Raw genomic sequence first — 26,447 nt, 5'->3', positions numbered from 1 at the left:
TGGGCTGCTGCGTGGGTCAGGGCTTGACCTGACCGAGCCGGGTGAAGAAGTGCTGGCTCTTGCGCTGGTGGAAGTGGCTCTTCTTGATGGGGTGGAAGACGAGCCCTGTGTCCGGATGGCTTTCCTTGAGCCGATGGATCATCGCCATGGCCGGCAAGCCGGTGCTGATCAGCGTGGTGAGCGGCAGGCTGCGGGTCTCGCCCCCCAGCAGCAGATTGAGCCCTTGCTGGGCCTGCTCGAAGCGGGTCAGCACGGCGGGCTCGGCATAACCGCTGCCGAGCATGGCGAGCAGGGCATCGAGCGCCTGGTGAAACTCGGCCAGCTGCTGGCGAAAGCCGCTGCGGGCGCGCAGGGCGATCAACTCGTCAAAGGCTATCTCGCCAAGGTGAGTGGGTACTTGCAACGGGATCTCGAGATGGAAGCAATCCTGGCCGCCCCTGTGGTGGTAGCGGGATTCCAGCAGATGCAACAGGCGATCCAGGTAGTCGTGATCGGTGATGAGCGCCCCCTCATTGGCGAGTGCCCACTCACGGGCGAGGCGCATGGAGAGCAGATTCGCGAAGCGCCGCGCCATCCTGATCCCGCCCTCGTCCTGGCTGGCGAAGCCTGTCGCGAGGCAGAAACCGTGCAGCCGCTCCAGCCCGGCCTGGGCCGGGCAGAAGCAGTCGTGGTTGGAGCTCGCACGCCAGCGGTCGATGAGCTCCCGGTTGCCAAATACCTTGTGGCGGGCGAAATCGGGGGCGAGGAGGCCGCCGAGCTGGCTCTCCAGCTGCGGGGTGATGGCCGCAAAGAAGCTGGCATCCGGCCGCTCGGCCAGCAGATCGGTCTGCTGGCGCAGGCGCTCCAGCAGGGCGGTAAGGCCGCTCTTCTCACTCACGGTAAAGACGAAGGCGAGCCGCTCCAGGTAGATCAGGGCAAACTTGAGCCAGAGCTCATCCCGTACTTCCATGCCGGGGTAGTAGATATAGGTCTTCATCGAATCGATCTGTTGTCGAGCATGTTGCCAAGGCGCAGGCTCGGGAATATACGCAAGAACGCCGCCGCGTCGCAAACATTGCGTGGGGAAATGTGAGCCGGTGCTCAGCCAGTAGGCGCTGACCCTAAACTTCTGATATAATTCGCGCCCTTAAATCGAGGCCACCCGAGTCATCATCATGAAGTTCATTATCAAGCTGTTCCCGGAAATCACCATCAAGAGCAAGTCAGTGCGTCAGCGCTTCACCAAGATGCTGCAGGGCAACATCCGTAACGTGTTGCGCCGCTTCGACGACGATGCCCGCGTACGGATGGACTGGGACAAGCTGGTCGTGAGCTCCCGCAATGATCAGTTCCACGCCCAGTACCTGGAGACCCTGGCCTGCATCCCCGGCATCCAGTACTTCCTCGAAGTGAAACTGAGCAACTTCACCGACTTGCACGACATCTTCGAACAGACCCGTGCGGTCTGGGGCGATCGCCTCAAGGGCAAGACCTTCTGCGTACGGGCTCGCCGGGTCGGCAAGCACGACTTCAGCTCGCTGGAGCTTGAGCGCTACGTGGGCGGTGGTCTCAACCAGCACTGCGAAACCGCCGGTGTGCGCCTCAAGAAGCCCGATGTCCAGGTCAATCTGGAGGTGGAAAATGATGAACTCTACATCATCAGCGCCGTGCACCACGGCATGGGCGGCTTCCCCATGGCGACCCAGGAAGATGTGCTGAGCTTGATCTCTGGCGGCTTCGACTCCGGCGTGGCCTCCTACCAGTTCATCAAGCGCGGCTGCCGGGTGCACTACTGCTTCTTCAATCTGGGCGGTGCCGCCCACGAGATCGGCGTGAAGCAGGTGGCCTACTACCTGTGGAGCAAGTTCGGTGCCTCCCACAAGGTGCGTTTCACCGCCATCGACTTCGAGCCAGTGGTGGCCGAGATCCTCGAGAAGATCGACAACGGTCAGATGGGGGTGGTGCTCAAGCGCATGATGATGCGCGCCGCCGGCCAGGTCGCGGAAACCTTCCAGATCCCGGCGCTGGTGACCGGTGAGTGCGTGGGTCAGGTCTCCAGCCAGACGTTGACCAACCTCAATGTGATCGACCGGGTGACCGACAAGGTGATCCTGCGTCCGCTCATCACCTGGGACAAGCCGGACATCATCAGCGAGGCGCGCCGCATCGGTACCCTGGAGTTCGCCGAGACCATGCCGGAATATTGCGGCGTCATCTCCAAGAAGCCGACCATCAAGGCCGTGTTGTCCAACATCGAGGCGGAAGAGGGCAACTTCGACTTCGCGATCCTGGACAAGGTGGTGAGCGAGGCGCGCTATCTCGACATCCGCCGCATCGGCGAGGAGACCACAGCTCAGGTGCAAGAGGTGGAGACCACCCAGGAGCTGGCCGCAGGCGAAGTCATTCTGGACATCCGCTCCAGCGATGAGCGTGATGAGAAGCCGCTGGTGGTGGAAGGTCGCGAGGTGATACATCTGCCCTTCTTCAAGCTGGCGACCACCTTTGGTGATCTGCCCAAGGAGCAGACCTATCTGCTCTATTGCGATCGCGGCGTGATGAGCAAGCTGCAGGCGCTCTATCTGAAGGAGCAGGGCTTTGACAATGTGAAGGTCTATCGCCCTTAACGGTGGGATTGCCGCCAAATAAAAAAATCCGGCCAAGTGCCGGATTTTTTTATTTCACAGAGGTAGCCGCTCAGGGGCAGGGCACAGGGGTAAATGTCTCCTGGCCCTGGCAACGCCAGCCCATCTCGGCCTGACGCATCTGCCACAGATTGTTGCTGCGGAACAGGGTCAGGATATAGATCATGTCACTCTTGTTGCCATCGAGGGCCACCGAAAGCACCAGATCATTATCCAGTTGCTGGGCGTGGATGCGACTGGGAACGTCGCTATGGCCGACGAAACGTCGCGCCACTTCACGATAGTCGTTGACCCAGCCCTGCTGGCTGCTATTCGCCTGACGGATCTGCTGGTTGAACTGCTGCACCGGCGTCGAGGCCAGGCGGCCGAACAGGACCTGTGCGCTGGCATGAGCCGCCGCCACCGTCATCAGAACTAGCGTGGTAATGAGCCCAAGTTTTTGCATGAGGTATTCCGGCTTAAAACGACCACTGTATGACAACAGAAAAGCCGGCTTGGTTCAATGCTACCTGTCCGGGAGTGCGATATCGCTCATCCAGGGCGGGTTCAGTGGCGTTGCAGCGAGAAGGTGGGCAGCGACAGGTGCCAGTAGATGGCCGCTACCCGCAAACCGAACACCCCGAGCATGCTGATCAGCATGGCGGCGACCCTGTCCACGTCGCACTCCAGCGCCACCGTGTAGAGGATGCCCCCCAGGATGCAGGCGGTGGCATAGATCTCCTTCTGCAGCACCATGGGGACCTCCCGCGCCAGCACATCCCGGATCATGCCGCCCGCCACCCCTGTCATGGTGCCCATGAGCACAGCAATCAGGCCCGATGTGCCGAAGTTCAGCGCCTTCTGTGCGCCGATCACGGTGAACAGGGCCAGGCCGAAGGCATCCGCCACCGGCAGCACGTACCAGGGCATGCGCCTTGGCAGCTTGACCATCCACATGCCGATCAGCGCCGTGGCGATGACCACCCAGATATAGAGGGGATCGCGCACCCAGAATACCGGGGTGGCCCCCAGGATCATGTCACGTATGGTGCCCCCGCCGATGGCGGTCACCGCCGCCAAGACCATGACACCGAAGCCGTCCATGCGCAGCCGGCCGGCCACCAGTACCCCGGAGAACGCGAAGACCGCAGTACCAAACATGTCGCTGATGTAAACAATCTGCTCAACCAGTGTCTGCATGGAGAACAACTCACGTCCGATAGATGATGGGGCGGCGATTTTAGGGGCAAGTCAGGCGAGTGAGCAATCCTGGAGTGTAAAAATGGGAGCCAGGCCCAGTTTCCAGGGGCTGGCGGTCAGGAGGTGCCGGCGAAATGACCGTTTCCCACCCATCGGGAGGGAGAGACGGCTCTTGGCCGAGGAGGGCGGCTTCGGAGTCGCCACAAAAAATCCTGAACTTTTTTCTCAAGGCTGAGAAATACAGGCCGATATATAGGTTAGGCGGCAATTACGGCCATGAAGGCTGTAAAAAACAAATTAAAGTCTCACCAAAGAGCGCCGTTAACTAAACATATCAGGCACGAACAAAATAAAGCCTGAGTGAATTAAAGATAAAATTTAATAGCTTAGGAGAATAGTCATGAGTATGTATATCAATACCAACGTTTCATCGCTCAACGCTCAGCGTAACATGATGAACAGCACCAAATCCCTGGATACCTCTTACACTCGGCTGGCCTCAGGTCTGCGCATCAACAGCGCAAAAGACGATGCGGCCGGTCTGCAGATCTCCAACCGTCTGACCTCCCAGGTCAACGGCCTGGATCAGGGCAACCGCAACGCCAACGATGGCATCTCACTGGCGCAGACCGCAGAAGGCGCCATGGACGAAGTGACCGGCATGTTGCAGCGCATGCGCACCCTGGCCCAACAATCCGCCAACGGCTCCAACTCCGCCAAGGATCGTGAAGCCTTGCAAAAAGAGGTAGATCAACTGGGGGCTGAGGTCAACCGTATCTCTAGCGCGACTACCTTTGCGGGTACCAAACTGCTGGATGGATCTTTTAGCGGTACTTTCCAGGTGGGGGCCGATGCCAACCAGACTATCGGTTTTAGCCTGAGCCAGGCCGATGGTTTCAGCATCTCCGGAATTGCGGCTGCAGCTGGCACGTCAATCACGACTGCTACTGGCGCTATGCTGGTGTCAACTATTTTCGTTGGCGGCAGTGCTGGTGGTATTAACATCGCTACCCAGAGCGCTGCTCAAAACGTATTGGCCGCAGTTGACTCCCTTTTGACTGTGGTCGATGGCAAGCGTGCGGAGCTGGGTGCGGTGCAAAACCGGTTAGATTCCACCATCCGCAACCAGTCCAATATCTCGGAAAACGTCAGTGCCGCGCGTTCCCGTATTCGTGATGCAGATTTTGCGACTGAGACCGCCAATATGACCAAACAGAACATTTTGCAACAGGCGGCTTCCAGCATTCTGGCGCAAGCCAACCAGCGTCCGCAGTCCGCACTCTCCCTGCTGCAGAATTAAGCGGTAATTAAAGAATAAAGAAAAGGGCGGTTGTTCAGGCCGCCCTGGTAAAGAAGATGGAACAATGGGGTGTTCGGATTTACGCCTTGTTCTATCGAAAGAGAAGTTCTCTTAATGGTATCGCCCTCGAGTGTTACGCAGATCGTTCACTCTGCCACCCTCGAGGTTGTTCTCCTGAGCGTAAGCTCTTTTTTGGCCGACACTGTCGGCCTTTTTTATGGATGCCAGAAAACTGACGTCCCATAAAACAAAGCACAAACCATGCCATTCTCGATCTAGCCCTGATCTGCAATCCCTGTGTGCATTCTCCACATCAGGGAGGTCTTACGGCGCAATTCTTCGTCAACCGCATCATGCCGAGCGGCGACTATCTGCCTCTCGGTTGATGAGGGCGGCAATAAATCTCCTAAAGCTTTTGTTGAAAATGCCGCTACAGAATGTGAAGCAAAATGAGGGGTGTTCGGAAGTCCAACATTTGCGCAACTGCGGGTTTGATGTCCGTTCAAACAGAGGACCCGCCAGATGGAACAGACCCGTTCAAGCTGTCCATCTGAACGGTGGGATCCTGACTGTGTTGACACAAGCAGAGCCCGCAGTTTCTTGTTCATCAGGAGAAATCTTTTATGGCCATGTTTATCAATACCAACACTTCATCATTGAACGCGCAGCGTAACTTGATGAACACCACCAAGTCGTTGGATACCTCGTACACCCGCTTGGCATCCGGCCTGCGCATCAACAGCGCCAAGGACGATGCGGCCGGTCTGCAGATCTCCAACCGTCTGACCTCCCAGGTCAATGGCCTGGATCAGGGTAACCGCAACGCCAACGACGGCATCTCCCTGGCGCAGACCGCAGAAGGGGCCATGGATGAAGTGACCGGCATGCTGCAGCGCATGCGCACCCTGGCTCAGCAATCCGCCAACGGCTCCAACTCCGACAAGGATCGTGAGGCCCTGCAAAAAGAGGTGGATCAGCTGGGATCGGAGATCAACCGTATCTCCAAAGACACCACCTTCGCCGGCACCAAGTTGCTGGATGGCAACTACAGCGGCAACTTCCAAGTGGGGGCCGATGCCAACCAGACCATTGGCTTCAGCCTGAGCCAGGCTGGCGGTTTCAGCATTTCAGGCATTGCGACTGCGGTGACTGCAGCAGGTGGCGCGCCGGTTGGCAGTGTGTTTACCAGCGGTTCCAACATCGGTGGTATCAGCATCAGCAGTCAGAGCAATGCTCAAAATGTCCTGGCGGCAGTCGACTCCATGTTGGAAGTGGTCGATGGCAAGCGTGCCGAGCTGGGTGCGGTGCAGAACCGGTTGGATTCGACCATTCGTAACCAATCCAATATCTCGGAAAATGTCAGTGCCGCGCGCTCCCGTATCCGCGATGCGGACTTTGCCACCGAAACCGCCAACATGACCAAGCAGAACATTCTGCAACAGGCGGCCTCCAGCATCCTGGCGCAGGCCAACCAGCGCCCGCAGTCGGCCTTGTCGCTGCTGGGCTAACTCGATAAGTCCCAAGAAAAAGAAAAGGGCGGTTGTTCAGGCCGCCCTGGTAGAAAGATGGAACAACGGGGTGTTCGGATTGACGCCTTATTCTCTCGAAAGAGAGATCCTATTATATATCGCCTCGAGGGTTGGCAGCCGTTCACACTGTCACCTCGAGGCTGTCCTCCTGATCGCAAGCTCTTCTTTGGCCGACATTGTCGGCTTTCTTATTGGTACCGGTAAAACGATGAACCATAAATCAGAGCGTATTAACTATCCCCGTTGATACCTGATATCAGCCTTAGATTGCGAATTAAGTGCAGGGTGCCAGGGGATGATAAAGAGCCCTCTTTGCCATCACTTTATTCAAGATGGAGATATACAACCTCTTTATTGATAGGGTCACCCTAAAGCTTCTGATGGGACTGCCGTTACAGAACGTGAAGCAAAATGAGGGGGGTTCGGAAATCCAGCATTTGCGCAACTGTGGGCCCGATGTTCGTTCAAACGGAGGGCCCGCCAGGTGGAACAGACCCGTTCAAGCTGTCCATCTGAACGGTGGGATCCTGACTGTGTTGACACAAGCAGAGCCCGCAGTTTCTTGTTCATCAGGAGAAATCTTTTATGGCCATGTTTATCAATACCAACACTTCATCATTGAACGCCCAGCGTAACTTGATGAACACCACCAAGTCGTTGGATACCTCGTACACCCGCCTGGCGTCCGGTCTGCGCATCAACAGCGCCAAGGACGATGCGGCGGGTCTGCAGATCTCCAACCGTCTGACCTCCCAGGTCAATGGCCTGGATCAGGGCAACCGCAACGCCAACGACGGCATCTCCCTGGCGCAGACCGCGGAAGGGGCCATGGATGAAGTGACCGGCATGCTGCAGCGCATGCGCACCCTGGCTCAGCAATCTGCCAACGGCTCCAACTCCGCCAAGGATCGCGAGGCTCTGCAGAAGGAAGTGGATCAGCTGGGATCGGAGATCAACCGCATCTCTACAGACACCACCTTCGCCGGTACCAAGTTGCTGGATGGCAACTACAGCGGCTCCTTCCAGGTGGGCGCCGATGCCAACCAGACTATAGGTTTCAGTCTGAGTCAGGTCGGTGGTTTCAGTATTTCTGGGATTGCGACGGCGGCGTCCAATTTTACCAGTGGTCCTGCGGGCTCTATCGTTACCGCGGTTTCAACCATTTTCACCAGCGGTTCCAATCCCGGTGGTATCAGCATCAGCAGTCAGAGCAATGCTCAGAACGTGCTGGCCGCTGTCGATTCCATGCTGGGCGTGGTGGATGGCAAGCGTGCCGAGCTGGGTGCGGTGCAGAACCGGCTGGATTCAACCATTCGCAACCAGTCCAACATCTCGGAAAACGTCAGTGCCGCGCGCTCCCGTATCCGTGATGCAGACTTTGCGACCGAGACCGCCAACATGACCAAGCAGAATATTCTGCAACAGGCGGCCTCCAGCATCCTGGCGCAGGCCAACCAGCGCCCGCAATCGGCCCTGTCGCTGCTGGGCTAACTCGATAAGTTCCAAGAAAAAGAAAAGGGCGGTTGTTCAGGCCGCCCTGGTAAGAAAGATGGAACAACGGGGTGTTCGGATTTACGCCTTGTTCTATCGAAAGCATGATTCTCTTATTGGTATACCCCTCGAGTGTTGCGCAGATCGTTCACTCTGTCACCCTCGAGGTTGTTCTCCTGAGCGTAAGCTCTTCTTTGGCCGACACTGTCGGCCTTTCTTATGGGTGCCGAGAAATCGGCTCCCTATAAAGAAAGCACAAATCATGCCATTCCCTATCTAGTCCTGATCCGCAATCGCGCTGCCTATTCTCCGTATCAGAGCGGTCTTACGGTGTGATGTTTCGTCAACCAGATCACGCCGGGCGGCGAGTATTTACCTCTGGGTTGATGAGGGCGGCAATAAATCTCCTAAAGCTTTTGTTGAAAATGCCGCTACAGAATGTGAAGCAAAATGAGGGGTGTTCGGAAGTCCAACATTTGCGCAACTGCGGGTTTGATGTCCGTTCAAACAGAGGACCCGCCAGATGGTACAGACCCGTTCAAGCTGTCCATCTGAACGGTGGGATCCTGACTGTGTTGACACAAGCAGAGCCCGCAGTTTCTTGTTCATCAGGAGAAATCTTTTATGGCCATGTTTATCAATACCAACACTTCATCATTGAACGCCCAGCGTAACTTGATGAACACCACCAAGTCGTTGGATACCTCGTACACCCGCCTGGCGTCCGGTCTGCGCATCAACAGCGCCAAGGACGATGCGGCGGGTCTGCAGATCTCCAACCGTCTGACCTCCCAGGTCAATGGCCTGGATCAGGGCAACCGCAACGCCAACGACGGCATCTCCCTGGCGCAGACCGCGGAAGGCGCCATGGATGAAGTGACCGGCATGCTGCAGCGCATGCGCACCCTGGCTCAGCAATCCGCCAACGGCTCCAACTCCGCCAAGGATCGCGAGGCTCTGCAAAAGGAAGTGGATCAGCTGGGATCGGAGATCAACCGCATCTCTACAGACACCACCTTCGCCGGCACCAAGTTGCTGGATGGCAACTACAGCGGCTCCTTCCAGGTGGGCGCCGATGCCAACCAGACCATCGGCTTTAGCCTGAATCAGTCTGCAGGCTTCAGTATCTCGGGCATTGCCGCTGCTGCGGGCACGTCAATCACGACCGCCACTGGCGGTACCGTGCTGGTGTCAGCTATTTTCGTTGGCGGCAGTGCAGGTGGCATTAACATTGCCACCCAGAGCGCGGCTCAAAACGTATTGGCTGCCGTCGATTCCATGCTGGGTGTGGTGGATGGCAAGCGTGCCGAGCTGGGTGCGGTGCAGAACCGGCTGGATTCGACCATTCGCAACCAGTCCAACATCTCGGAAAACGTCAGTGCCGCGCGCTCCCGTATCCGTGATGCAGACTTTGCGACTGAGACCGCCAATATGACCAAGCAGAATATTCTGCAACAGGCGGCCTCCAGCATCCTGGCCCAGGCCAACCAGCGTCCGCAGTCGGCCCTGTCGCTGCTGGGCTAAGCCGGTACCATCTTCAGCCACTGATATAAGGAGCAGCAGATGGTCAATGAATCGATAACCTTGCCTTCTGTTACTTCGACGCTCACTCAACATGGCGGCCCTCAGGCCGCCATGACTGTTTCTCCCGCATCAGGTGGGGATAACTCGGTCGAACAGGCAAGTGTCGAGCCGACAGCCAGGGTATCGCAGGATCCGCCGGCGCATACCAAACCAGCAGAGTCGCGTATAGATAAGGCCTATATAGAAAAACAGGCCCAAGAATTGCAAGAAAGATTGGATAGTTTGAGCAAGTTGAAGGGATGGACAATCAATTTCACTCTGGTCCCCGAACTCGAACAACCGGTGATCAAGGTGATAGACGCGGATACCAAGCAGGTTATTCGCCAGATCCCGAGTGAGGAAATGCTCTTGATGAACAAGAGGTTACAGGCTATGGAGCAGGCGAGTAGCAATCCGGCCAGTCTCCCGGGACTGCTGTTCGATGGTCAGGTGTGACCCTATTTTTTAAGTTGATAGACAGGAGGATGTATGGCGATTACCTCTGCAGGGGCGGGTTCTGGACTCGATCTTGAAAGCGTGATTTCGGCGAGTGTGGCGGCGAAGAAAGCCCAGTTGCAGCAACCGATCATCACCAAACAAAACAGTACCAAGATCACCTTGTCTGGCATAGGCCAGCTCAAATCCTCACTCTCCGCCTTCACCGACATCCTCGACAAACTGAGTGCCCCCGGCGCTTTCAACAAGCGCGCCATCAACATCACCCAAAGCAAGGACGATCCCGTGCTGAAGGTGGAGAGCAAGTCAGGCGCTTCCAACGGTCAATACAACATCACCGTCAACAAGTTGGCGCAGACGAGTCGTCAGGAAGGGACCTTCGACAGCTCGACTGCCCCGCTGGTCACCCAGGATGGTCAGCTGACTTTCAGCGCCGGCGGCAAGACCTTCAAGGTGGATGTGAAAGCCGGCGATACCCTGCAAGACATCCGCAAGAACATCAACAGCAATGGGGACAACTTTGGCCTCAGTGCCAACATCGTCAATACCGCCGATGGCAAGGCCAAGCTGATGATTGACTCCGGTGTATCGGGGGATGGCAAGGATCTGACCATCACTGGGCTCCCCATCTTCGAGGCGGGGGGCGGTGTCATGAAGCAGACACAGCCGGCTAAAAGTGCCGAGATTATCGTGGATGGCAACACCCTCAAGAGCGATACCAATACCTTTGACGACTCCGTCCAGGATCTCAAGATAACAGTGTTGCGTGTCTCGGACCTGGACAAAGACAGCACCACGCCGGGAGCACTGAAGTCAAACAAGGTCGATATCACGACCGACAAGACCTCTATTCAGGAACTTGTCCAGCAGTTCGTAGACGGTTACAACACCCTGCAAGACAGCATGGGCACCCTGGGCAAGCGTGGCACCTTCGTGGGGGGGGTGAAGCAGGATGATGGTGGCGCCCTGGCCGGTGATTCGACCACCCGAGCCATCGAATCTTTCATGAGTAATCTACTGGTCAGCCCTTCCCAGAACAGCGGTACCTATTCCACCATCTTCGAGATCGGCGTCAAGATGGATAACAAGGGCAAGCTGTCTCTCGACAAGACGAAGTTTGGCGAGGCCGTCGACAAGAACTTCGACCAGGTTGTAGCGCTGTTTGGTGGGGACAAGGGCCTGGCGGCCACCCTGAACACAGGGTTGAAAGAGTACACCAAGAGTGGCGGCATGCTGGCACAACGAGAAGATGTGTTGAATTCAGATTTACGCAGCCTCACTCAAAAAACGGCGACGGCCAGCGCGCAGCTGGCAAAATATGAAGCCTCTTTGCGAGCCCAATACGGCAGCCTGGATGCCCTGCTTGTTAAAATGAATAACTCGGCATCCGCCCTGACGTCGTTACAAATAAACAATAAGAATTGATTGAGCGTGATATTACGAGGACTCATGTTATGTACAACCGTAATCTGAAGGCATATAAGGCAACCAGCATCACGGCTGATTTGGCGGTTGCCGATCCTCACCGTGTCATTCAGCTCATGATGCAAGGCTTTCTCGAGCGACTGGCTCAGGCCAAGGGTGCCATTGAGCGGCATGATATGGAGGCAAAATCCATTGCAGTCTCCAAGGCGCAAGGGCTGTTGCATGGATTGCAGGATGCACTCGACATGAGCCAGGGCACCATGGCCGAAGATCTATATGGACTCTACTCCTATATGGATGAGCGTATCTGGGATGCCAGTCTGGCACGCGATAGCGCCCCCCTCGATGAGGTCATGGGGCTGATGGTGACAATCAAATCCGGTTGGGATCAACTGCCGGAGACAGAAAAGCAGCAAGGCTACCAAATGAGACAACAGCTGGGTGAGCTGTGAACGTCACGTCAGCCTCCCTCGATGAGGCATTGACGGAAAATGCCAGTTTAATGGAGGCGCTGTTGCAACAGCAGCGATACGACGAGGCGTTATTGTGCATGGATGAGCGTCTGGCCTTGATCGCTCGTCTGGCTCAATTGGCAAAAGATGATCCTCTGCAACAACAGGACATCGCCGCCTTGGCCACAAGTCTCTCCATTCAAGAAAAGCAGATGAAAGCCCTGGCCATCAGCCATCATCAAGCCGTTTTTAAACAGCTGACCCAGGTCGGGCGGGCCAACAAGGCCGGGCAAGCCTATCGAGTGAACAGCAAGGAGTTCTGATGTCCGTCAATATTGATACTGCATTGGCAAAAGCTGAACAGGAGGCGCTGCGACTGCAACAACAGGCAGAGCAGGAAGTGGCCATGGCGGCGGCGTTACCGCTTCGCTTTGCGCAGAATATGGCGGCCTTTCGCCAATATATTCCCCATATTGCGGACATGTATGAAGCCTATCAACCCGCTCGTCCCTTCAGATTTTTCTGTAGTGAAAATGGCCAGCCCAATCTGGCCTGGCTCGATGATGACGTCGCCGTGTATGGCGCCGAGCCCTATCTCATCTGCGAGACCCTGGTTAAGGAGTTCATGGAGAAGGGGGGGCTATCCAAGTTCTCCTTCAGTCAAGAGGCCAATCCACTGGGCTTCATGCATGTGGAATACCTCAACAAACTGAATGCTTATCTGGACGACATATCTACCAGGGAAGACATGTTGAGCCGGGTTCCCCTCGAGGTACCCAGCGCCCTTATCTTCGGGGTGGGTCTGGGTTACCACCTCGGCTATCTCTATGAGCGGTGCAAGATCGGTACTCTGTTCCTGTTTGAACCTGATCTGGATCTCTTCTACGGGTCGCTATTCTGTTTTGATTGGGCACCGCTGCTGGCTTATTTGCATCAGGAAAATCTGGGGCTGCACATCCTGTTGGGGCAGGATGAAGAGACCATAGTGAAGGACTTCTCGTCGGCCATTCATAGTCGTGGCTCTTTCCTTATCGCCAATGCCTTCATCATGTGGGGATATCAGAACGACAAGATAAGGAAACTGATAGAGAAGGTGCAGCAAGAATATTATCTGTTGGTGATGGGATGGGGCTTCTTCGATGACAACCTGATTGCCTTGTCTCACACCATCAACAATATCGAACGTGCGGTCCCTTTTTTGAAACAAGACCAGAGGGTCGCGCCAGAATATCACCGGACCCCCGTCTTCATCATTGCCAATGGCCCCTCGCTGGATGAATCAATCGCGGTCATCAGGGAGAATAAAGACAAGGCTATTTTGATCTCGTGTGGCAGTGCTATTTCGGCATTGCACAAGGTGGGCATCAAGCCAGATATTCACGTGGAAACCGAACGCACCAAGATAGTCTATGACTTCCTGGTCAACCTGAATGACCCTGAATATCTGCGGGATGTTTTATTCTTGAGTACGGATGTGATCCATCCTGATTGCGCGACACTCTTCAATCAATCGGCACTTGTCTTCAAGCTCAGTGAGCCAGGGGTGGTGCTCTATCGGAACTACTTCCCAGGCTGGCAAGCCTGTGCCGCCCTTGGCGGTGTCAACCCTCTGGTGGGCAATATCGGTGTCAGCGCGCCCACTCACCTCGGTTTCAAGAACCTTTATCTGTTCGGCCTGGATAATGGCTACAAGCACAAGGGACACCATCATTCGAAGCTCAGCTCCTATTACAACAATGAGGAAAATGCCGGGGCCCTTGGCGACCTGATGTATGGCGACAGCCAGTGGCGGCGTGCAGGGAACTTTGATGGCACCGTCATCAGCAACGCCATGTTTGACACCTCCCGCCGCGTGATAGAGCAGGTATTGGCTGCGAATGAAGATGTTCGATGCTTCAACTGCAGCGATGGTGCCAAGATTGAGCACGCCAGAGCCTTGCTGAGTGCAGAAATAAGCCTGCTCCATCGGGTCGACAAGCCTGCGCTGCTCGAGGAGATCGCCGGGCTCTGCGCCCCCATTCCCTTGTCAAAGCAGGATTTTGAACCCTTGCTGGATATCGAGTTCTTCAATATCCTCATCGACAAGATGATGGCCGAATGGCAACAGGACTTCAGGTCTCGTAATGAGTTGAATCAGCTGATGCTGCGTAACTTTGGCTATCTCTCCCAGATCGCCGCCACCCGGCAGCAACATATTTCCCAGACCATGGTAGGGTCGATGAATTATGTGTTCACCCTGTTGAGCTCCATTCTCTATTCATTCGAGGGTGAAGAGGAGACGCTGGTGCTGATGAAACCCGCCATCGATCTCTGGCTGGAGTTTTTAGCCAAGGCGAGGGAGATGTATCCAAGGGCACTCGACAGCGTCGACATGATTGATAACGAAGTGATGGCACTGTTCCGGAAATAAGAGCCGAAGCATTCAGAAAGTAAGAGCAGAAAATGAAAATACCGACCCTGGGGTCGGTATTTTTATCTCTTGGGGTAGGGGTTCTGCGCCGCGAGCAGCCTCGCATCCTTTCGCAATATCTGTACCGAGATCAGCGCATCTGGCTCCAGTTCGGCGCCGCCATCGTGATGCTGCACGTGTTCGAACAGACGATGGTAGCCAGGGTGCCAGCCAAACAGCTCCCCGTAGTTCATCTTGTAGCTGAAGAGATTGGCGTGATGCTGGTAGTCGTTGCGATAGTGGCCCGCCGGAGGATTGAAATCCATGATGGTCATCAGACCCCGATCGGCCAGCAGGGCATCGCTGCCGGCGGCAATCTTGAACAGATCCTGTGGGTCGCACAGGTAGAGGCAGAAGCCGAAGATGATGAGATCGACGGCTTCTATCTCGGGCAGACAATCGGCGGTCCCTACGGAGAGATGCAACCCTGGATAGCGAGAGAGCCCATCCTGGATGGCACTTGCCGACGGATCCACCCCATAGCAGCGGGCACCATAATGCTCGGCCAGCTGCGCCAGTCGCCAGCCATTGGCGCAGCCTATCTCCAGGATCCGGGCGGGTTTGACCGCCAGATAGTGCAGCGCCTTGAAGATGGGATCGCTGGCCAGCGACTTGCCGAGAATGGCGGTCTTGTTTCGCTCGTACCACTCATTCCCTTCTTGTGCCATGAAGACGTTCTTCTGTTGCATCTAGCGCTCCTCGGCAGCTTGGGAAACCAATGACCAGGCCAGCGGCGTGCCGGCCTGAATATCCTGGCTGGCCCAGCGGCCCAGCAGGGAGGGAAGGTGGACTGGGGGCAACCCGTGAGCGGGTCGGATGGATCGCAAATTACGGGGAGTGAACGCCTCTCCCGCCTTCATATCCTCACAGACGAACAACGAACGTGAAAACAGACGGTTCTGCTCGGCCTTGGGGTTGAGGCTATAGCTGATCTCACCCAGTGCGGCCTCCACTTGCCTTACGCCCGCCACCATCTGGCCAAATTCTGCTGGGGTCATGGAGAAGGAGGCATCCGGGCCACCCAATGCGCGATCCAGGATGAAGTGTTTCTCTATCACCTCGGCACCCAGGGCGGCGGCGGCCATGGCCACGGCCTGCCCCAGGGTATGGTCCGACAATCCCACCTTGACGCCAAATGTCTGCCGCATATTGGGGATGGTGAGCAGGTTGGCTTCTTCCACCGGGGCGGGATAGGAAGAGGTGCACTTGAGCAGGGTGATATCCTGATTGCCCATGCGGCGGCAGGCCTGCACGGCCGCATCGATATCGGCAAGGGTCGCGATGCCGGTCGAGATGATCATCGGCTTGCCCTTGCTGGCCGCGTATTCGATCAGCGGAATGTCGGTGATCTCGAACGAGGCGATCTTGTAGAGGGGGACATCGAGGCTCTCCAGGAAATCGACGGCGGTGAAGTCAAAGGGGGTCGAGAAGAAGACAAGCCCTGCTTTCTCTGCTTCGGCCTGGATGGCGGCATGCCATTCCCAGGGGGTATAGGCCTCTTGATAGAGCTTGTATAGCGTGGTGCCATCCCAGATAGTGCCCTGATTAATCTGGAAGTATTCATTGTCGCAATCCAGGGTGATGGTATCGGCCGTGTAGGTCTGGATCTTGATGGCATCGGCACCGCACTCCTTGGCGGCGCGCACCGTCGCCAGGGCCTTGTCCAGTGAGTGGCCATGGTTGGCCGAGAGTTCGGCGATGATGAAGCATCGCTTCGGATTGATGGCTTGAGCCCTGCTTGGGTTCATGGATGTCTCCACTCCTGTTCGGTGATCCCCATGAGCAAGAGATCGACATAATGTGTGGTATGGGGTCGGTAGACCGCTTCCCGCCAGGCGCCTTCCTGACAAAAACCGGCCCTCAAATAGGCCTGAATGGCTCTTTTATTGTCCGCCGCGACCTCCAGCTTGAGGGTGTGCAAGCGCGCGACCTCGAATGCCAGCTGGTTGATGGCGGCCAGCAGACGCATCCCCAGCCCCTTGTCGGTGCGCCAGGGATTGCGATAGATCCCAAGCCAGGCCAGCCGATTTTGCCAGTCCAGCCGGTGCAGGGCGACCACCCCGAGGATCCCTTGCGCGTCCTGGCAGAGGTAGTTGAGATTGCGGCTTTCATCTTGCTGGCGCGCCATGAAGGCGCGATGGGCCTCTAGGCTGATATTGCCCCCCGTGCTCATCCAGCGTGCGATTTCCGGATGGTTTCGCATCTGCCAGACCGCCACTATCTGCGGCTCGTCCAGCATGGCGAAGGGGATGAGCTCCAGCCCTGCGAGGCTGAAGTGCCGTTGCAGGTCTATGTCTGCTTGAGCCATGAGAGTGCCTCCAGGGTTCCATTTCCTGCCATCAGCGTCTGCAGCCTGAGGGTCCGTCTGGCGCGCTCATCTGCTGGCGCCAGCCTGGACAGGCCCTGTTCCAGTCGGGAGAATAATGCTGGTTCGTGCCACCAACCCGCCGAGAGAAAAGCGTCACTGCTGCACCAGCCGGCCAGCTGGCTTGCCTGGTTGTCGGCGACCCCGATCAGGATGCCCGGCAGGCCGCAGCGCGCCAGCTCATAGGTGACTTGTCCGGCACTGCTGATGGCCATGTCGCAGCGAGACATGAGGCCGGCCATCTGCTCGGCGTCGAGGCGGTGATGTTGCCTGCACCCCTCAAGGCGCGGGTCGGGCTCCCGGGTGACGACTTCCAGTTCAGTCTCGGGTCTATGCCGGCGCAACCAGGCCACCAAGCCTGGGGTCAGGTCACGCACATCTGTGCCTCCCATGATGATCAGGATGCGCTCTATGCGGGCGGCGACCCGGGTACGGGCAGGCAGGGACCAGAAGGGGGGGCGCAGGGGTTGCCAGCGAGGCCCCCATTGCCAGCTGGCGGCGCCCGACTGGTGGCTGGGCGTGCCGGGGCTGGCATGGATCACCAACCCCCTGGGGTAGCTCAGGCGCTCGGTGTCATCGAGATAGATGACCCGCTGGAAGCCAGCCGAGATACTCTCGAGGGTGGCCAGACTCGCCGAGTAGGAGTCGACGATGGCGACCGCCTGCCGTGGGGAGACGCTTTGCTGTTGCCAGCTGCCCCAGCTGCCCCAGCTGACGCTCTCACCCTTGAGCAAGGCTTGCGCCAGCTCATCGCCTTCGACCATCCAATGGACGGTACCGCCCTGTTGCCGCCAGGCCGCCCCGTAGGCACTGCAGCGACTGAGATGGCCGAGACCCCGCTCATTATCCCCTTCGCTGAAAATCCACAGCGGCAGCACTCAACGCACCTTGAACACCGGCTGGATCGGCTCGCCATCCAGGGCCTGATGGATGGCGTTGTCGGCATCCAGACGGATCAGTTCCGGCAGAACCTCGGCATAGACATCCAGCAGCGTCCTCATATCCTGTTCGCTGTGTGCCAGGTTGATGTTGTGGCTACCCAGGCTGAGGATGCCGCGTTTGCACAGCTCCTGAATGAAGTAGCTCTTGAGCAGCCAGCTGGAATTGTTGGCCGAATCGCCGATCAGCAGGAAGCTCCAGCTCGGGTGACCGGCGGTCTTGAGCCATTGGGGGGCATCCAGTGTCTGCAACAGGCTATCCAGTCCGTCCAGCAGGGGCTGACCCCGTTCGGCCAGTCGGGCAGGCACATCGAGGCTGCGCATCTTCTTGATCACGGCGTTGGCCGCGGCCAGGGCGATGGCATCGCCGCCAAAGGTGCCGGAGAAGAAGATATCCTCCATGCGCTGCATGTGATCGCGACGGCCCACCACGGCGGAGATGGGGAAGCCATTGGCCATGCCCTTGCCGAAGGCGGCCAGATCCGGCGTGACGCCGAACAGGGTCTGGGCGCCGCCCAGATGGAAGCGAAAACCCGTGATGGTCTCGTCGAAGATGAGCAGGGCGCCATGCTGGTCACACAGCTGGCGCAGGCCGGGCAGAAACTCGGGGGTGGGCCAGGCGACGTTCATCGGCTCCAGGATCACGGCGGCAAACTCCCCGGGATGGGCCTCGAGTTGCGCTCGCAGTGACGCCAGATCGTTGTAATCGAAGCGATGGGTCAGCTCCCGCACGCACTCGGGTACCCCCAGGTGGCGCGTGGTGGAGCCTATGTACCAGTCCTGCCAGCCATGGTAGCCACAGACGGCGACCCGCTCCCTGCCGGTCACGGCGCGGGAGAGGCGAATGCAGGCGGAGGTGGCATCGGTGCCGTTCTTGCCGAACCGGACCATCTCGGCGCAGGGGATCAGCTCGATGAGTTGCTCCGCCACCTCGGTTTCCAGGCGGTGGGGGAGCGAGAAGATGGAGCCCAGGTTGAGCTGCTCCAGCACGGCCTGGTTCACATCCGGGTCGCAATAGCCGAGGCTGATGGCGAGCAGACCGCTGGCAAAGTCCAGATACGAGTTGCCATCCACATCCCACACCCTGGCGCCCTGGCCGCGCTCAATAAACAGCGGAGCGGCGCCGTAGGGGAAGCAGAGACGGCTCTTGGAGAAGGTCTGGGAGCCAAGGGGAATGCTCTGTTCGGCCCGGGCAGAGAGTGCCATTGAATGTTGATAACGTGAGGTCATGAGTGCTTCTCCTTGGCCAGAGATGTTTCCAGCCCTTCATTGCGCCGGTGTTGGGTGTTCAGGGTCGCGAGCTGTGGTTCCCGGGCCAGCAGGCTGAGGATATCCCCGGTGCTGAACGCAGGGTTGAGCGGATAGAGGCGTTGGTAAATCTGCTCGACCAGCTCGAAATCGGCGGGCTCGTCCACCGTCCAGCGCAGTTGGGCCAGGCTCGGCGTGCGGCTCAATCTGCCTATCTTGAACAGCTCGGCATGTTGGCGGATGTAATAGGTGACATGCTCTCGCTCGGCCGGGCTCTGGGCCTGCGCTGCCAGCAGACGCAGGGTGGCGGCACTCAGGATCTCGGCGTCCAGGCCATCCGGGTAGCTGGGATCCCAGCAGTTGCTGCTGTAGTCATAGCCACCCTGCAGGTGGAATTCGATGAGTTCATCGATGAGCTCTGGATCCGCCAGCGGGCAGTCGCCGGTGAGCCTGACGATCTGGCTGGGATCAAAGGGTTGCGCGGCCAGATGGAAGCGTTGCAACACGTCGTCCAGGGGGCCACGAAAACAGGGCACGTCCAGCTGTGCGCACAGTCGGGCGATGGCCTCATCGTCGGCCTGGTCGCTGGTGGCGACCATCAGCTGATCCAGCCTGGTCGATCGTTTCAGTCGTTCAATCTGGCGGGCTAGCATGGGGACGCCCAGCAAGGGTTTGAGCACCTTGCCTGGCAGCCGGCTGGAGCTCGCCCTGGCCTGTAGGATTCCGAGGATCATGATGACTTCCACTGTGCCGGGTTGATGAGGCCGGGCTCGTCGCAGGCGAGGCCGGCCAGCTCGGTGTCACTCAATGTCTGCCGCCGGGCATAGGCCGCGGCGATGGCGGCCAGCTCATGGGCATGGCAGACCCCCACCACGAACCGGCTGACCTGGGGCAGGGCCGCTATCAGTGACAGCGCCTTGTCGAGAAGCGGAAGATGGGGCTGCCAGTGATCCAGCCTTGTCAGTGGCTGGGCGAAGCGCTGAAAATAGTCGGGTCGCAGAGCTGGCTGCATCAGTAACAGCCCCTGCAGGAAGAGGGAGCGCACATGGATCTCGCACCCCAGCGCCTGCAACCTGTCCAGCCAGCCCGTGCGCAGGAAGCGCTGGTCGAGCAGGTTGGCGGGCAGTTGCACCAGCTGCAATGGGTAGCCCTGGCTCAACCACAGATCCAGCTCGTCAGGGGAGTAGACTGACACCCCCAGCTTGCCCACCTTGCCTTGTCGCTGCAATTCCATCAGTTGCTCGAACAGGGCGGGGCTGGCGTCCTGGCCGCGATGGAGCAGCAGCCCATCCAGCCTCGGGCGTGCCAGTTGGCGCAGGCTGTTGTCGACGGAAGCAGCGACCTCGCTGGCCAGGATACCGGGGGCCAGCTTGTCCACCAGCAGAAAGTCGGCGCTGTGGCGGCTGCCGAGCCGCGACTCGGCATTGCCATAGGCTTGCGCCGTGTCCAGGGTATCGATGCCCAGCTGGCGAGCCAGCGTCAGGATATCGTCGAGGGCATCATCACCGACCTGTCCTGCCTGGTTGCTGATGCCGTAAGCGAGCCCGAACTGTACCGTGCCCAGGGCTAGGCGCATAACACCCGCTCCAGGGTCTGGATGACCCTGTCCTGCTCGGCCAATGAGAGGCTGGGGAACAGAGGCAGGCTGATGGCTTGTCGGTAGTAGGCCTGGGCGCCGGGGTAATCGACGGGATCCTGCCCCAGACTGCGATAATAGGGCTGCGCCGGTATGGGCATGTAGTGGACATTCACGCCTATGCCGGCCTCGCGCAGCCGGGCAAACACCTGATCCCGGTCGGCGACCCGGATCACGTAGAGGTGGTAGCCGGAGCTACGGTCATTGTCTTGACGCAGCGGTCGCAGCGGCAGCTCGGTCAGCAATTCATCGTAGCGGGCAGCCAGTTGTTGGCGCCGGTCGATGAAGTGGGACAAGCGGCCGAGCTGGCTCAGGCCCAGCGCGGCCTGAATGTCGGTCAGCCGATAGTTGAAGCCGAGCACCTGCTGCTCATAGTACCAGCCACCCGGACTGGGGGAGTCCAGCTGCTCGGCATCGCGGGTGATGCCGTGGCTGCGATAGAGCCTCAGCTTGGCGGCCAGCGCGGCATCACGGGTGGTGACGGCGCCCCCTTCCCCTGTGGTGATGGGCTTCACCGGGTGGAAGCTGAAGACGGTCATGTCGCTGTGGGCACAGCTGCCGATGGGGATATCCTGATAGCTGGCCCCCAGGGCATGGCAGGCATCCTCGATGAGGTGAATGCCATATTGCCGGCACAGGGCGCCGATCTCGCTCAGATCACAGGGTTGGCCCGCCAGATGCACGGCGACCAGCACCCTGGGCAGGCGGGAGGTTCCCTGGACGGCGCTCAGCTTCTCCCGCAGGGCCGCCACGCTGAGGTTGCCGGTCTCGGGATCCACATCGACAAAATCCACCTGAGCACCGCAGTAGCGGGCACAGTTGGCGGAGGCGACGAAGCTGATGGCCGAGACCCAGGCCCAATCTTCGGCCCCCAGCTCCAGCACGGCGCAGGCCAGATGGAGCGCCGTGGTGCCATTGTTGCAGGCGATCACATGGGGGACCTGGCAATAGTCGGCCAGCCCTTGTTCGAAGGCGGGCACCGCCTCACCCTGGGTGAGATAGTCCGACTTCAGGACGGCAACGACGGCATCGATATCTTCATCTGTGATGGATTGGCGTCCATAGGGGATCATTCGGCTAGCACCTGCTGGTTCATCATCTTCAATTCGTCTATCGACAGGAAGTGCCGATTGTTTAGGGAATTGTATTCGAAGCCGGGCTCGACCAGGGTGGCTGTCTCCCCCAGGGCATTGACCGCGAAGTCATTGTTGCGACTGGTGAAACTGATGCTGGGGGAGATCACGTAATAGTCGTTGAACTCGAAGGTGTGATAGGAGTCATCGGCCGGGCACATCACCTCGTGCAGCTTCTCGCCTGGGCGAATACCGACGATCTCTTGCGGCAGCTCCGGCGCCATGGCGCTGGCCAGATCGGTGATGCGCACTGACGGGATCTTGGGGATAAACAGCTCCCCTCCCTTCATCCGCTGGAAGTTGGTCAACACGAAGTCGACTCCCTGTTGCAGGGTGAGCCAGAAGCGGGTCATCTCGGCATGGGTGATCGGCAGATGGTTGGCACCCTCTCTGATCAGCCTGTCGAAGAAGGGGACCACCGAGCCGCGAGAGCCCACCACGTTGCCATAACGGACCACGGAGAAGATGGTCGGGTTCTTGCCCGCCATATTATTGGCGGCGACGAACAGCTTGTCGGAGCAGAGCTTGGTGGCGCCATAGAGGTTGACCGGGTTGGCGGCCTTGTCGGTGGAGAGGGCGATCACCTTCTCGACCCCGTTGTTGAGCGCCGCCTTGATGACGTTCTCCGCGCCACCCACGTTGGTCTTGATGCACTCCATGGGGTTGTATTCGGCGGCCGGCACCTGCTTGAGGGCCGCGGCATGCACCACGAAATCCACGCCGTGCATGGCCATGTTGAGCCGCTCGGCATCCCTCACATCGCCGATGAAGTAACGCATGCAGGGATGGTTGAAGCGCTGCTGCATCTCGAATTGTTTGAGTTCATCACGGGAATAGACGATCAACCTGCTCGGGGTGTAGAGGGAGAGGACTGTCTCGATGAATTTCTTGCCAAAGGAGCCGGTGCCGCCGGTGATCAGGATCGTTTTTCCGTTGAACATGTCATTGTCCCGTTATGAAGTGAGTATCTGGCAGATTGGAAGCATATTTTATGCCACATATAATGGCGGGTCATCGGACGGATGACCCGCGGAGGGAGGCAGGGGTCAGGCGGGGGAGGCCGGGTTGCTCCGGGCGATCTCCTTGCACAGTTGCTCCACCGCGTTGAGGGCCCTGGGGGTGAAGCGGTGCAGCTCATCGGGGTTGATGAGGGCGAGCCGCCGGTGCTTGACGGCATCCAGCATGGACCACTGCTGCCAGTGGGTCAGCACGGCGGGATCCCGGCTGCCGGCCAGGATAAGCCGCGGGTTGGCCTTGATCACCTGCTCCAGCCCGATCTGGGGGTAGGGGGTCTTGGCCGCGGCGGTCACGTTGGTGCCGCCGCACAGTGCGATGGCCTGGCCCGGCCAGGTCGAATCGTTGACGCTGGTGAGCGGCGGGGTCCAGAGCTGGTAGAACACCGAGACCGGCTTGGGCTGGCCGTAGCGCTGTTTCAGGGCATCCAGCCGCGCCAGATAGGCATCGGCCTCACGATTAGCCTGCTGCTCGACTCCGAGCAGGGTGCCGAGGCGGCGCATCTCGTCGGCCAGCGAGGCAAAGTCGGTGGGCTCCGAATAGAAGATGGGGATGCCGAGCTGCTCGACGGGGGCCAGCATGCGGGACTGGGCCGAGCGCCAGGCCACCACCAGATCTGGTTTCTGGGCCAGCAGGGCCTCGAGGTTGATGCTGCGGTAGTTGGCGACCCGCGGCTTCGCCTGCGCCTCGGGGGGAAAGTCGGAGGCATCGTCGGTCGCGACTATGCGATCCCCGGCACCGATATCGAACAGCAGCTCGGTCAGATGAGGGGTGAGGCTGATGATGCGCTGCGGCGTCTGCGCCAGCCCGGCCAGCGGCCAACAGAGCAGGCAAAGTAGCGCGCCCAGGGTGCGCGGGCTGAAGATACTAGCCATGGAATTGCTCCAGCAGGGTCAATAGCAGCGCCAGCGCCAGCCAGCCCCAGCCCGTCAGCAGCAGGCGCCGGAGCAGGCGTTGCGGCGAGTCGGCGGCGGGTTCGGCGTGTGCGTCAAACACCGGAAAGCGCACTAGCTGCCCCTGATAGTAGCGGGGGCCCCCCAGTCGGCTGCCGCAGGCGTGAGCCAGCAGGCCAAGCAGACAGCCCATGGCCGGATAGGGCCAGTGCAGGGCAGCGCGCAGCCGGCTGCCCAGCTGACGCAACTGGGTTAGTAATAGCGGCAGCCCCAGCAGCAGGATGGCGGGCGCGCAGAGTGCCTGATAGAGCGCGGCGGCGGGGCGGCCGAAATAGGCAAACTGCGGCTGTTTCGGGCTCCAGCCCTGATTCATCAGCTGGGCGAGGCGCCAGAGCAGGGCGCCTTGCACGCCCGCCAGGGCGAAGCCCAGCAAGGGGCCGGCCCATTGGCCGACCAGGCGCAGCACGCAGCTCTCGCTGACCGCCTTGTTCAGCCCCATCACCGACATCGCCCCCGTCTCGCGCTTGAGCCAGGGCGCCGCCTGCAGGCGGGCCACGACCAGCGTCTCCTGAGTCGCCAGCACCCGGGTCGCCTTGGCGAGTTCCCGCAGCGGCCGTGATTCCAGCATCAGCAGCAGGAACAGGAGATCGAACAGGGGCTCGGACAGGGAGAGGTTGCGCACCGCCCAGAGCCCGGCGGCGCAGGGCAGCCAGACCACCAGCAGGGCCAGCAGCCCCGCCTGGGTTTGTTGCCTGGGCGAGCCGTCGGGGCGATAGACCCGCCGACCGAGCCGCGTCAGCAGCGGCACCGTGGCCCCGAGCCGAAAGCGGGCAGGCCAGGGCAGGATAGACTCCAGCAGGGCGGCGCCCACTAACATGGCCGCCGTAGTCGAGACCAGCGAGGCGGCCATGGGTGCCAGGGCGGCGGCGTCGATCACAGCTTGCCGAGCAGCTTGATGATCATCTCGGCCGAGTGCTGGCCTGCCACCTCGATGAAGGCATCGAAGGATTCCACCTGCTCCTTGCCGGCGATGTCAGACATGGCGCGCACCACCAGATAGGGCACCTTGAACATGTGGCACACCTGGCCGATAGCGGCCCCTTCCATCTCGACCGCCAGCATCTGCGGGAAGTCGGCACGGGCCTTGGCGATGGCGTCCGGCTTGCACATAAACTGATCACCGGTGCAGATGAGGCCGATCTTGGTCTGATGCTTGCCCTGCTCGGCGATGCAGCTCTGGGCAAGCGCGATCAGTTTCTCGTCACAGGGGAAGGCGGCGGGCTGCTGCGCCATCTGGCCCATCTCGTAGCCGAAGGCGGTCACGTCCACGTCGTGGAAGCGCATCTCGCTGGCGATCACCACGTCACCTATGTGCAGGTCCTGGGCGAAACCGCCGGCGGAGCCGGTGTTGATGACGCAATCCGGGGCAAATTTCTCCAGCAGCAGGCCGGTGGCGACGCTGGCGGCGACCTTGCCGATGCCGGAGCGGGTCAGGATCACCTCTTTACCGGCCAACCGGCCCTGATAGAACTCGCAGCCGCCCAGTTGCAGGGTGGTCAGTTCGCTCAGCTGGCTGCGCAGCAGGGCCACTTCCTGCTCCATGGCGCCGATAATACCTACTTTCATCCTCTACCTCGTCTCTATGGCCCTTGGGCCGAATAAGTTGGCGCGGATCATAGCAAAAGATAAGGGCGGCGCCGAGTGCCGGTGGTCGAATGCGGGCAGGGGAGGCCGGTGTGGCGTCTAAATAAACCAGCCCGCTCCCCCGACCGGCAATCCGCGCCTCAACCCAGCGCCGTGTCGAGCGTCATCATCAGGGCGAAGCCCGCCATCAGGCCGAGGGTGGCATGGGTCTGGTGGCCGTTGCGGTGGGTCTCGGGGATCACCTCGTGGGAGACCACGAACAGCATGGCCCCGGCGGCCAGTCCCAGGCCAATGGGGTAGGCGAGGGCCATGCCGCTGGCGAGACCGACCCCGAGCAGGGCACCGAGCGGTTCCAGCAGGCCGCTGCCGATGGCGACCAGCACGGCGACCGAGGGGCGAAAACCGGCGGCGCACATGGCCAGCGCGACTGCGAGCCCTTCCGGTATGTCCTGCAGGGCGATGGCGGTGGTCAGCGGCAGGCCCACCGCCATGTCCCCCTGGGAGAAGCTGACCCCGATGGCCATGCCCTCCGGCAGGTTATGGAGCGCGATGGCAAACACGAACAGCCAGACCCGGGAGCAGCTCTCATGGCCGGGGCCGCAGGGACCGGTCTTGTCATGCTCGTGGGGGGTAAACTGATCCAGCCCCAGCATCAGCAGCACCCCGAGGGTCATGCCCGCGACCACCACGGCGGCGGCGAGAAAACCGTCCCCGGTGATCCCCTCGGCGGCCTCCAGCCCAGGCAGCAGCAGGGAGAAGGCGCTGGCCGCCAGCATCATGCCGGCGGCAAAACCCAGCATGCCGTCCTCCACCCGCTGGGGCACAGCGCGCAGAAACAGCGCCGGCAGGGCGCCGAGGGCGGTGGCCGCGAAACCGGCGACACCGCCGATGAGGCCGTAACGAACCCCCGGGCTGATGTCACCGGTCGCCAGCATGACGAGGCTCTGCAGCAGGAGCAGCAGCACGGCGACCAGCGCGATCAGCAACCCGAAGGCGGTGAGCGGGCGGGCCTGCATCTGCTCGCGCAGTTGAATGGACCAGGAAGGGGGGAGGGTCGATGCGTTATCCATGGACAAGACCTTGAGGCGAAGGGAGACGAGGGCTCCATTAC

26 protein-coding genes are annotated in these 26,447 nt (G+C 59.6%); 10 read left to right on the top strand and 16 right to left on the bottom strand.

What is annotated here, in order from left to right; genetic code table 11:
- Positions 1 to 16 precede the first annotated feature (16 nt).
- Positions 17 to 976, bottom strand: a complete 960-nt coding sequence (locus KW825_RS02010) for a hypothetical protein (RefSeq protein ID WP_218328036.1) — start codon at positions 974 to 976, stop codon at positions 17 to 19.
- A 178-nt stretch (positions 977 to 1,154) separates the two neighbouring features.
- Here KW825_RS02010 and thiI point away from each other — a divergent pair, with 178 nt between their 5' ends.
- Complete coding sequence (gene thiI, locus KW825_RS02005) at positions 1,155 to 2,603, top strand: tRNA uracil 4-sulfurtransferase ThiI (RefSeq protein ID WP_042651507.1); 1,449 nt, start codon at positions 1,155 to 1,157, stop codon at positions 2,601 to 2,603.
- Between the two features lie 70 nt (positions 2,604 to 2,673).
- Here the strand turns inward: thiI and KW825_RS02000 are convergent, their stop codons facing one another.
- Both KW825_RS02000 and KW825_RS01995 read right to left on the bottom strand, forming a co-directional pair.
- Positions 2,674 to 3,066 (bottom strand): hypothetical protein, encoded by a 393-nt coding sequence (locus tag KW825_RS02000; protein ID WP_042651508.1) that lies wholly within the window; start codon positions 3,064 to 3,066, stop codon positions 2,674 to 2,676.
- Positions 3,067 to 3,167: 101 nt separating this feature from the next.
- Positions 3,168 to 3,800, bottom strand: coding sequence for a trimeric intracellular cation channel family protein (locus KW825_RS01995; RefSeq protein WP_218328035.1), 633 nt, complete (start codon positions 3,798 to 3,800; stop codon positions 3,168 to 3,170).
- Positions 3,801 to 4,200: 400 nt separating this feature from the next.
- Here KW825_RS01995 and KW825_RS01990 point away from each other — a divergent pair, with 400 nt between their 5' ends.
- The 9 genes from KW825_RS01990 to KW825_RS01950 all read left to right on the top strand — a co-directional run bounded on the left by KW825_RS01990 (position 4,201) and on the right by KW825_RS01950 (position 14,426).
- Complete coding sequence (locus KW825_RS01990) at positions 4,201 to 5,100, top strand: flagellin (protein WP_042651510.1); 900 nt, start codon at positions 4,201 to 4,203, stop codon at positions 5,098 to 5,100.
- Between the two features lie 623 nt (positions 5,101 to 5,723).
- Positions 5,724 to 6,608: a flagellin gene (locus tag KW825_RS01985; protein ID WP_042651511.1), complete on the top strand. Its 885-nt coding sequence runs from the start codon at positions 5,724 to 5,726 to the stop codon at positions 6,606 to 6,608.
- 606 nt (positions 6,609 to 7,214) lie between these two features.
- Positions 7,215 to 8,120, top strand: coding sequence for a flagellin (locus KW825_RS01980; protein WP_042651513.1), 906 nt, complete (start codon positions 7,215 to 7,217; stop codon positions 8,118 to 8,120).
- A 624-nt stretch (positions 8,121 to 8,744) separates the two neighbouring features.
- Complete coding sequence (locus tag KW825_RS01975; RefSeq protein WP_042654484.1) at positions 8,745 to 9,644, top strand: flagellin; 900 nt, start codon at positions 8,745 to 8,747, stop codon at positions 9,642 to 9,644.
- A 39-nt stretch (positions 9,645 to 9,683) separates the two neighbouring features.
- A complete protein-coding gene (locus KW825_RS01970; protein WP_256353727.1) occupies positions 9,684 to 10,139 on the top strand; it encodes a flagellar protein FlaG in 456 nt (151 codons plus the stop codon).
- A gap of 33 nt (positions 10,140 to 10,172) precedes the next feature.
- Positions 10,173 to 11,564 (top strand): flagellar filament capping protein FliD, encoded by a 1,392-nt coding sequence (gene fliD, locus KW825_RS01965; protein ID WP_218328034.1) that lies wholly within the window; start codon positions 10,173 to 10,175, stop codon positions 11,562 to 11,564.
- Positions 11,565 to 11,593: 29 nt separating this feature from the next.
- Positions 11,594 to 12,016: a flagellar export chaperone FliS gene (gene fliS / locus KW825_RS01960; RefSeq protein WP_042654486.1), complete on the top strand. Its 423-nt coding sequence runs from the start codon at positions 11,594 to 11,596 to the stop codon at positions 12,014 to 12,016.
- Entirely contained in the window at positions 12,013 to 12,339 is a 327-nt protein-coding gene (locus KW825_RS01955; RefSeq protein WP_232018922.1) for a hypothetical protein, read from the top strand. Before fliS ends, KW825_RS01955 begins: the two co-directional genes overlap by 4 nt.
- Positions 12,339 to 14,426, top strand: coding sequence for a 6-hydroxymethylpterin diphosphokinase MptE-like protein (locus tag KW825_RS01950; protein WP_218328033.1), 2,088 nt, complete (start codon positions 12,339 to 12,341; stop codon positions 14,424 to 14,426). Before KW825_RS01955 ends, KW825_RS01950 begins: the two co-directional genes overlap by 1 nt.
- Before the next feature lie 62 nt (positions 14,427 to 14,488).
- Here the strand turns inward: KW825_RS01950 and KW825_RS01945 are convergent, their stop codons facing one another.
- From KW825_RS01945 to KW825_RS01885, 13 genes are all read right to left on the bottom strand, one after another.
- The gene (locus KW825_RS01945; protein ID WP_218328032.1) at positions 14,489 to 15,154 is read right to left on the bottom strand and encodes a bifunctional 2-polyprenyl-6-hydroxyphenol methylase/3-demethylubiquinol 3-O-methyltransferase UbiG; all 666 of its coding nucleotides are present in this window, start codon (positions 15,152 to 15,154) and stop codon (positions 14,489 to 14,491) included.
- Positions 15,155 to 16,213 (bottom strand): pseudaminic acid synthase, encoded by a 1,059-nt coding sequence (gene pseI / locus KW825_RS01940; RefSeq protein WP_218328031.1) that lies wholly within the window; start codon positions 16,211 to 16,213, stop codon positions 15,155 to 15,157. It lies immediately after the preceding gene.
- Complete coding sequence (pseH, locus tag KW825_RS01935) at positions 16,210 to 16,773, bottom strand: UDP-4-amino-4,6-dideoxy-N-acetyl-beta-L-altrosamine N-acetyltransferase (RefSeq protein WP_218328030.1); 564 nt, start codon at positions 16,771 to 16,773, stop codon at positions 16,210 to 16,212. The genes pseI and pseH overlap by 4 nt, the downstream gene beginning before the upstream one ends.
- The gene (locus KW825_RS01930) at positions 16,755 to 17,708 is read right to left on the bottom strand and encodes a hypothetical protein (RefSeq protein WP_218328029.1); all 954 of its coding nucleotides are present in this window, start codon (positions 17,706 to 17,708) and stop codon (positions 16,755 to 16,757) included. Before KW825_RS01930 ends, pseH begins: the two co-directional genes overlap by 19 nt.
- Positions 17,709 to 18,998 (bottom strand): aminotransferase class III-fold pyridoxal phosphate-dependent enzyme, encoded by a 1,290-nt coding sequence (locus tag KW825_RS01925; protein WP_218328028.1) that lies wholly within the window; start codon positions 18,996 to 18,998, stop codon positions 17,709 to 17,711.
- Positions 18,995 to 19,750 (bottom strand): cytidylyltransferase domain-containing protein, encoded by a 756-nt coding sequence (locus tag KW825_RS01920; protein ID WP_218328027.1) that lies wholly within the window; start codon positions 19,748 to 19,750, stop codon positions 18,995 to 18,997. Before KW825_RS01920 ends, KW825_RS01925 begins: the two co-directional genes overlap by 4 nt.
- Positions 19,747 to 20,592, bottom strand: a complete 846-nt coding sequence (locus KW825_RS01915) for an aldo/keto reductase (protein ID WP_218328026.1) — start codon at positions 20,590 to 20,592, stop codon at positions 19,747 to 19,749. The genes KW825_RS01920 and KW825_RS01915 overlap by 4 nt, the downstream gene beginning before the upstream one ends.
- Positions 20,583 to 21,725 (bottom strand): UDP-4-amino-4,6-dideoxy-N-acetyl-beta-L-altrosamine transaminase, encoded by a 1,143-nt coding sequence (pseC, locus tag KW825_RS01910; RefSeq protein WP_218328025.1) that lies wholly within the window; start codon positions 21,723 to 21,725, stop codon positions 20,583 to 20,585. The genes KW825_RS01915 and pseC overlap by 10 nt, the downstream gene beginning before the upstream one ends.
- Positions 21,722 to 22,726 (bottom strand): UDP-N-acetylglucosamine 4,6-dehydratase (inverting), encoded by a 1,005-nt coding sequence (pseB, locus tag KW825_RS01905; protein WP_218328024.1) that lies wholly within the window; start codon positions 22,724 to 22,726, stop codon positions 21,722 to 21,724. The genes pseC and pseB overlap by 4 nt, the downstream gene beginning before the upstream one ends.
- 105 nt (positions 22,727 to 22,831) lie before the next feature.
- On the bottom strand, positions 22,832 to 23,674 hold the full coding sequence (locus KW825_RS01900; protein WP_218328023.1) for a cobalamin-binding protein: 843 nt from the start codon (positions 23,672 to 23,674) through the stop codon (positions 22,832 to 22,834).
- Positions 23,667 to 24,602 carry a cobalamin biosynthesis protein gene (locus KW825_RS01895; protein WP_218328160.1) on the bottom strand — a complete coding sequence of 312 codons (936 nt, stop codon included), beginning with the start codon at positions 24,600 to 24,602 and terminating at the stop codon, positions 23,667 to 23,669. The genes KW825_RS01900 and KW825_RS01895 overlap by 8 nt, the downstream gene beginning before the upstream one ends.
- Before the next feature lie 23 nt (positions 24,603 to 24,625).
- Positions 24,626 to 25,318, bottom strand: coding sequence for a 5'-methylthioadenosine/S-adenosylhomocysteine nucleosidase (mtnN, locus tag KW825_RS01890; RefSeq protein ID WP_218328022.1), 693 nt, complete (start codon positions 25,316 to 25,318; stop codon positions 24,626 to 24,628).
- 158 nt (positions 25,319 to 25,476) lie between these two features.
- Positions 25,477 to 26,406 carry a ZIP family metal transporter gene (locus KW825_RS01885; RefSeq protein ID WP_218328021.1) on the bottom strand — a complete coding sequence of 310 codons (930 nt, stop codon included), beginning with the start codon at positions 26,404 to 26,406 and terminating at the stop codon, positions 25,477 to 25,479.
- Between the last annotated feature and the right edge of the window lie 41 nt (positions 26,407 to 26,447).

This window comes from Aeromonas sp. sif2433, assembly GCF_019218705.1.
Lineage (GTDB): Bacteria > Pseudomonadota > Gammaproteobacteria > Enterobacterales > Aeromonadaceae > Aeromonas > Aeromonas encheleia.
This window is presented reverse-complemented; position numbering and strand designations above follow the sequence as displayed.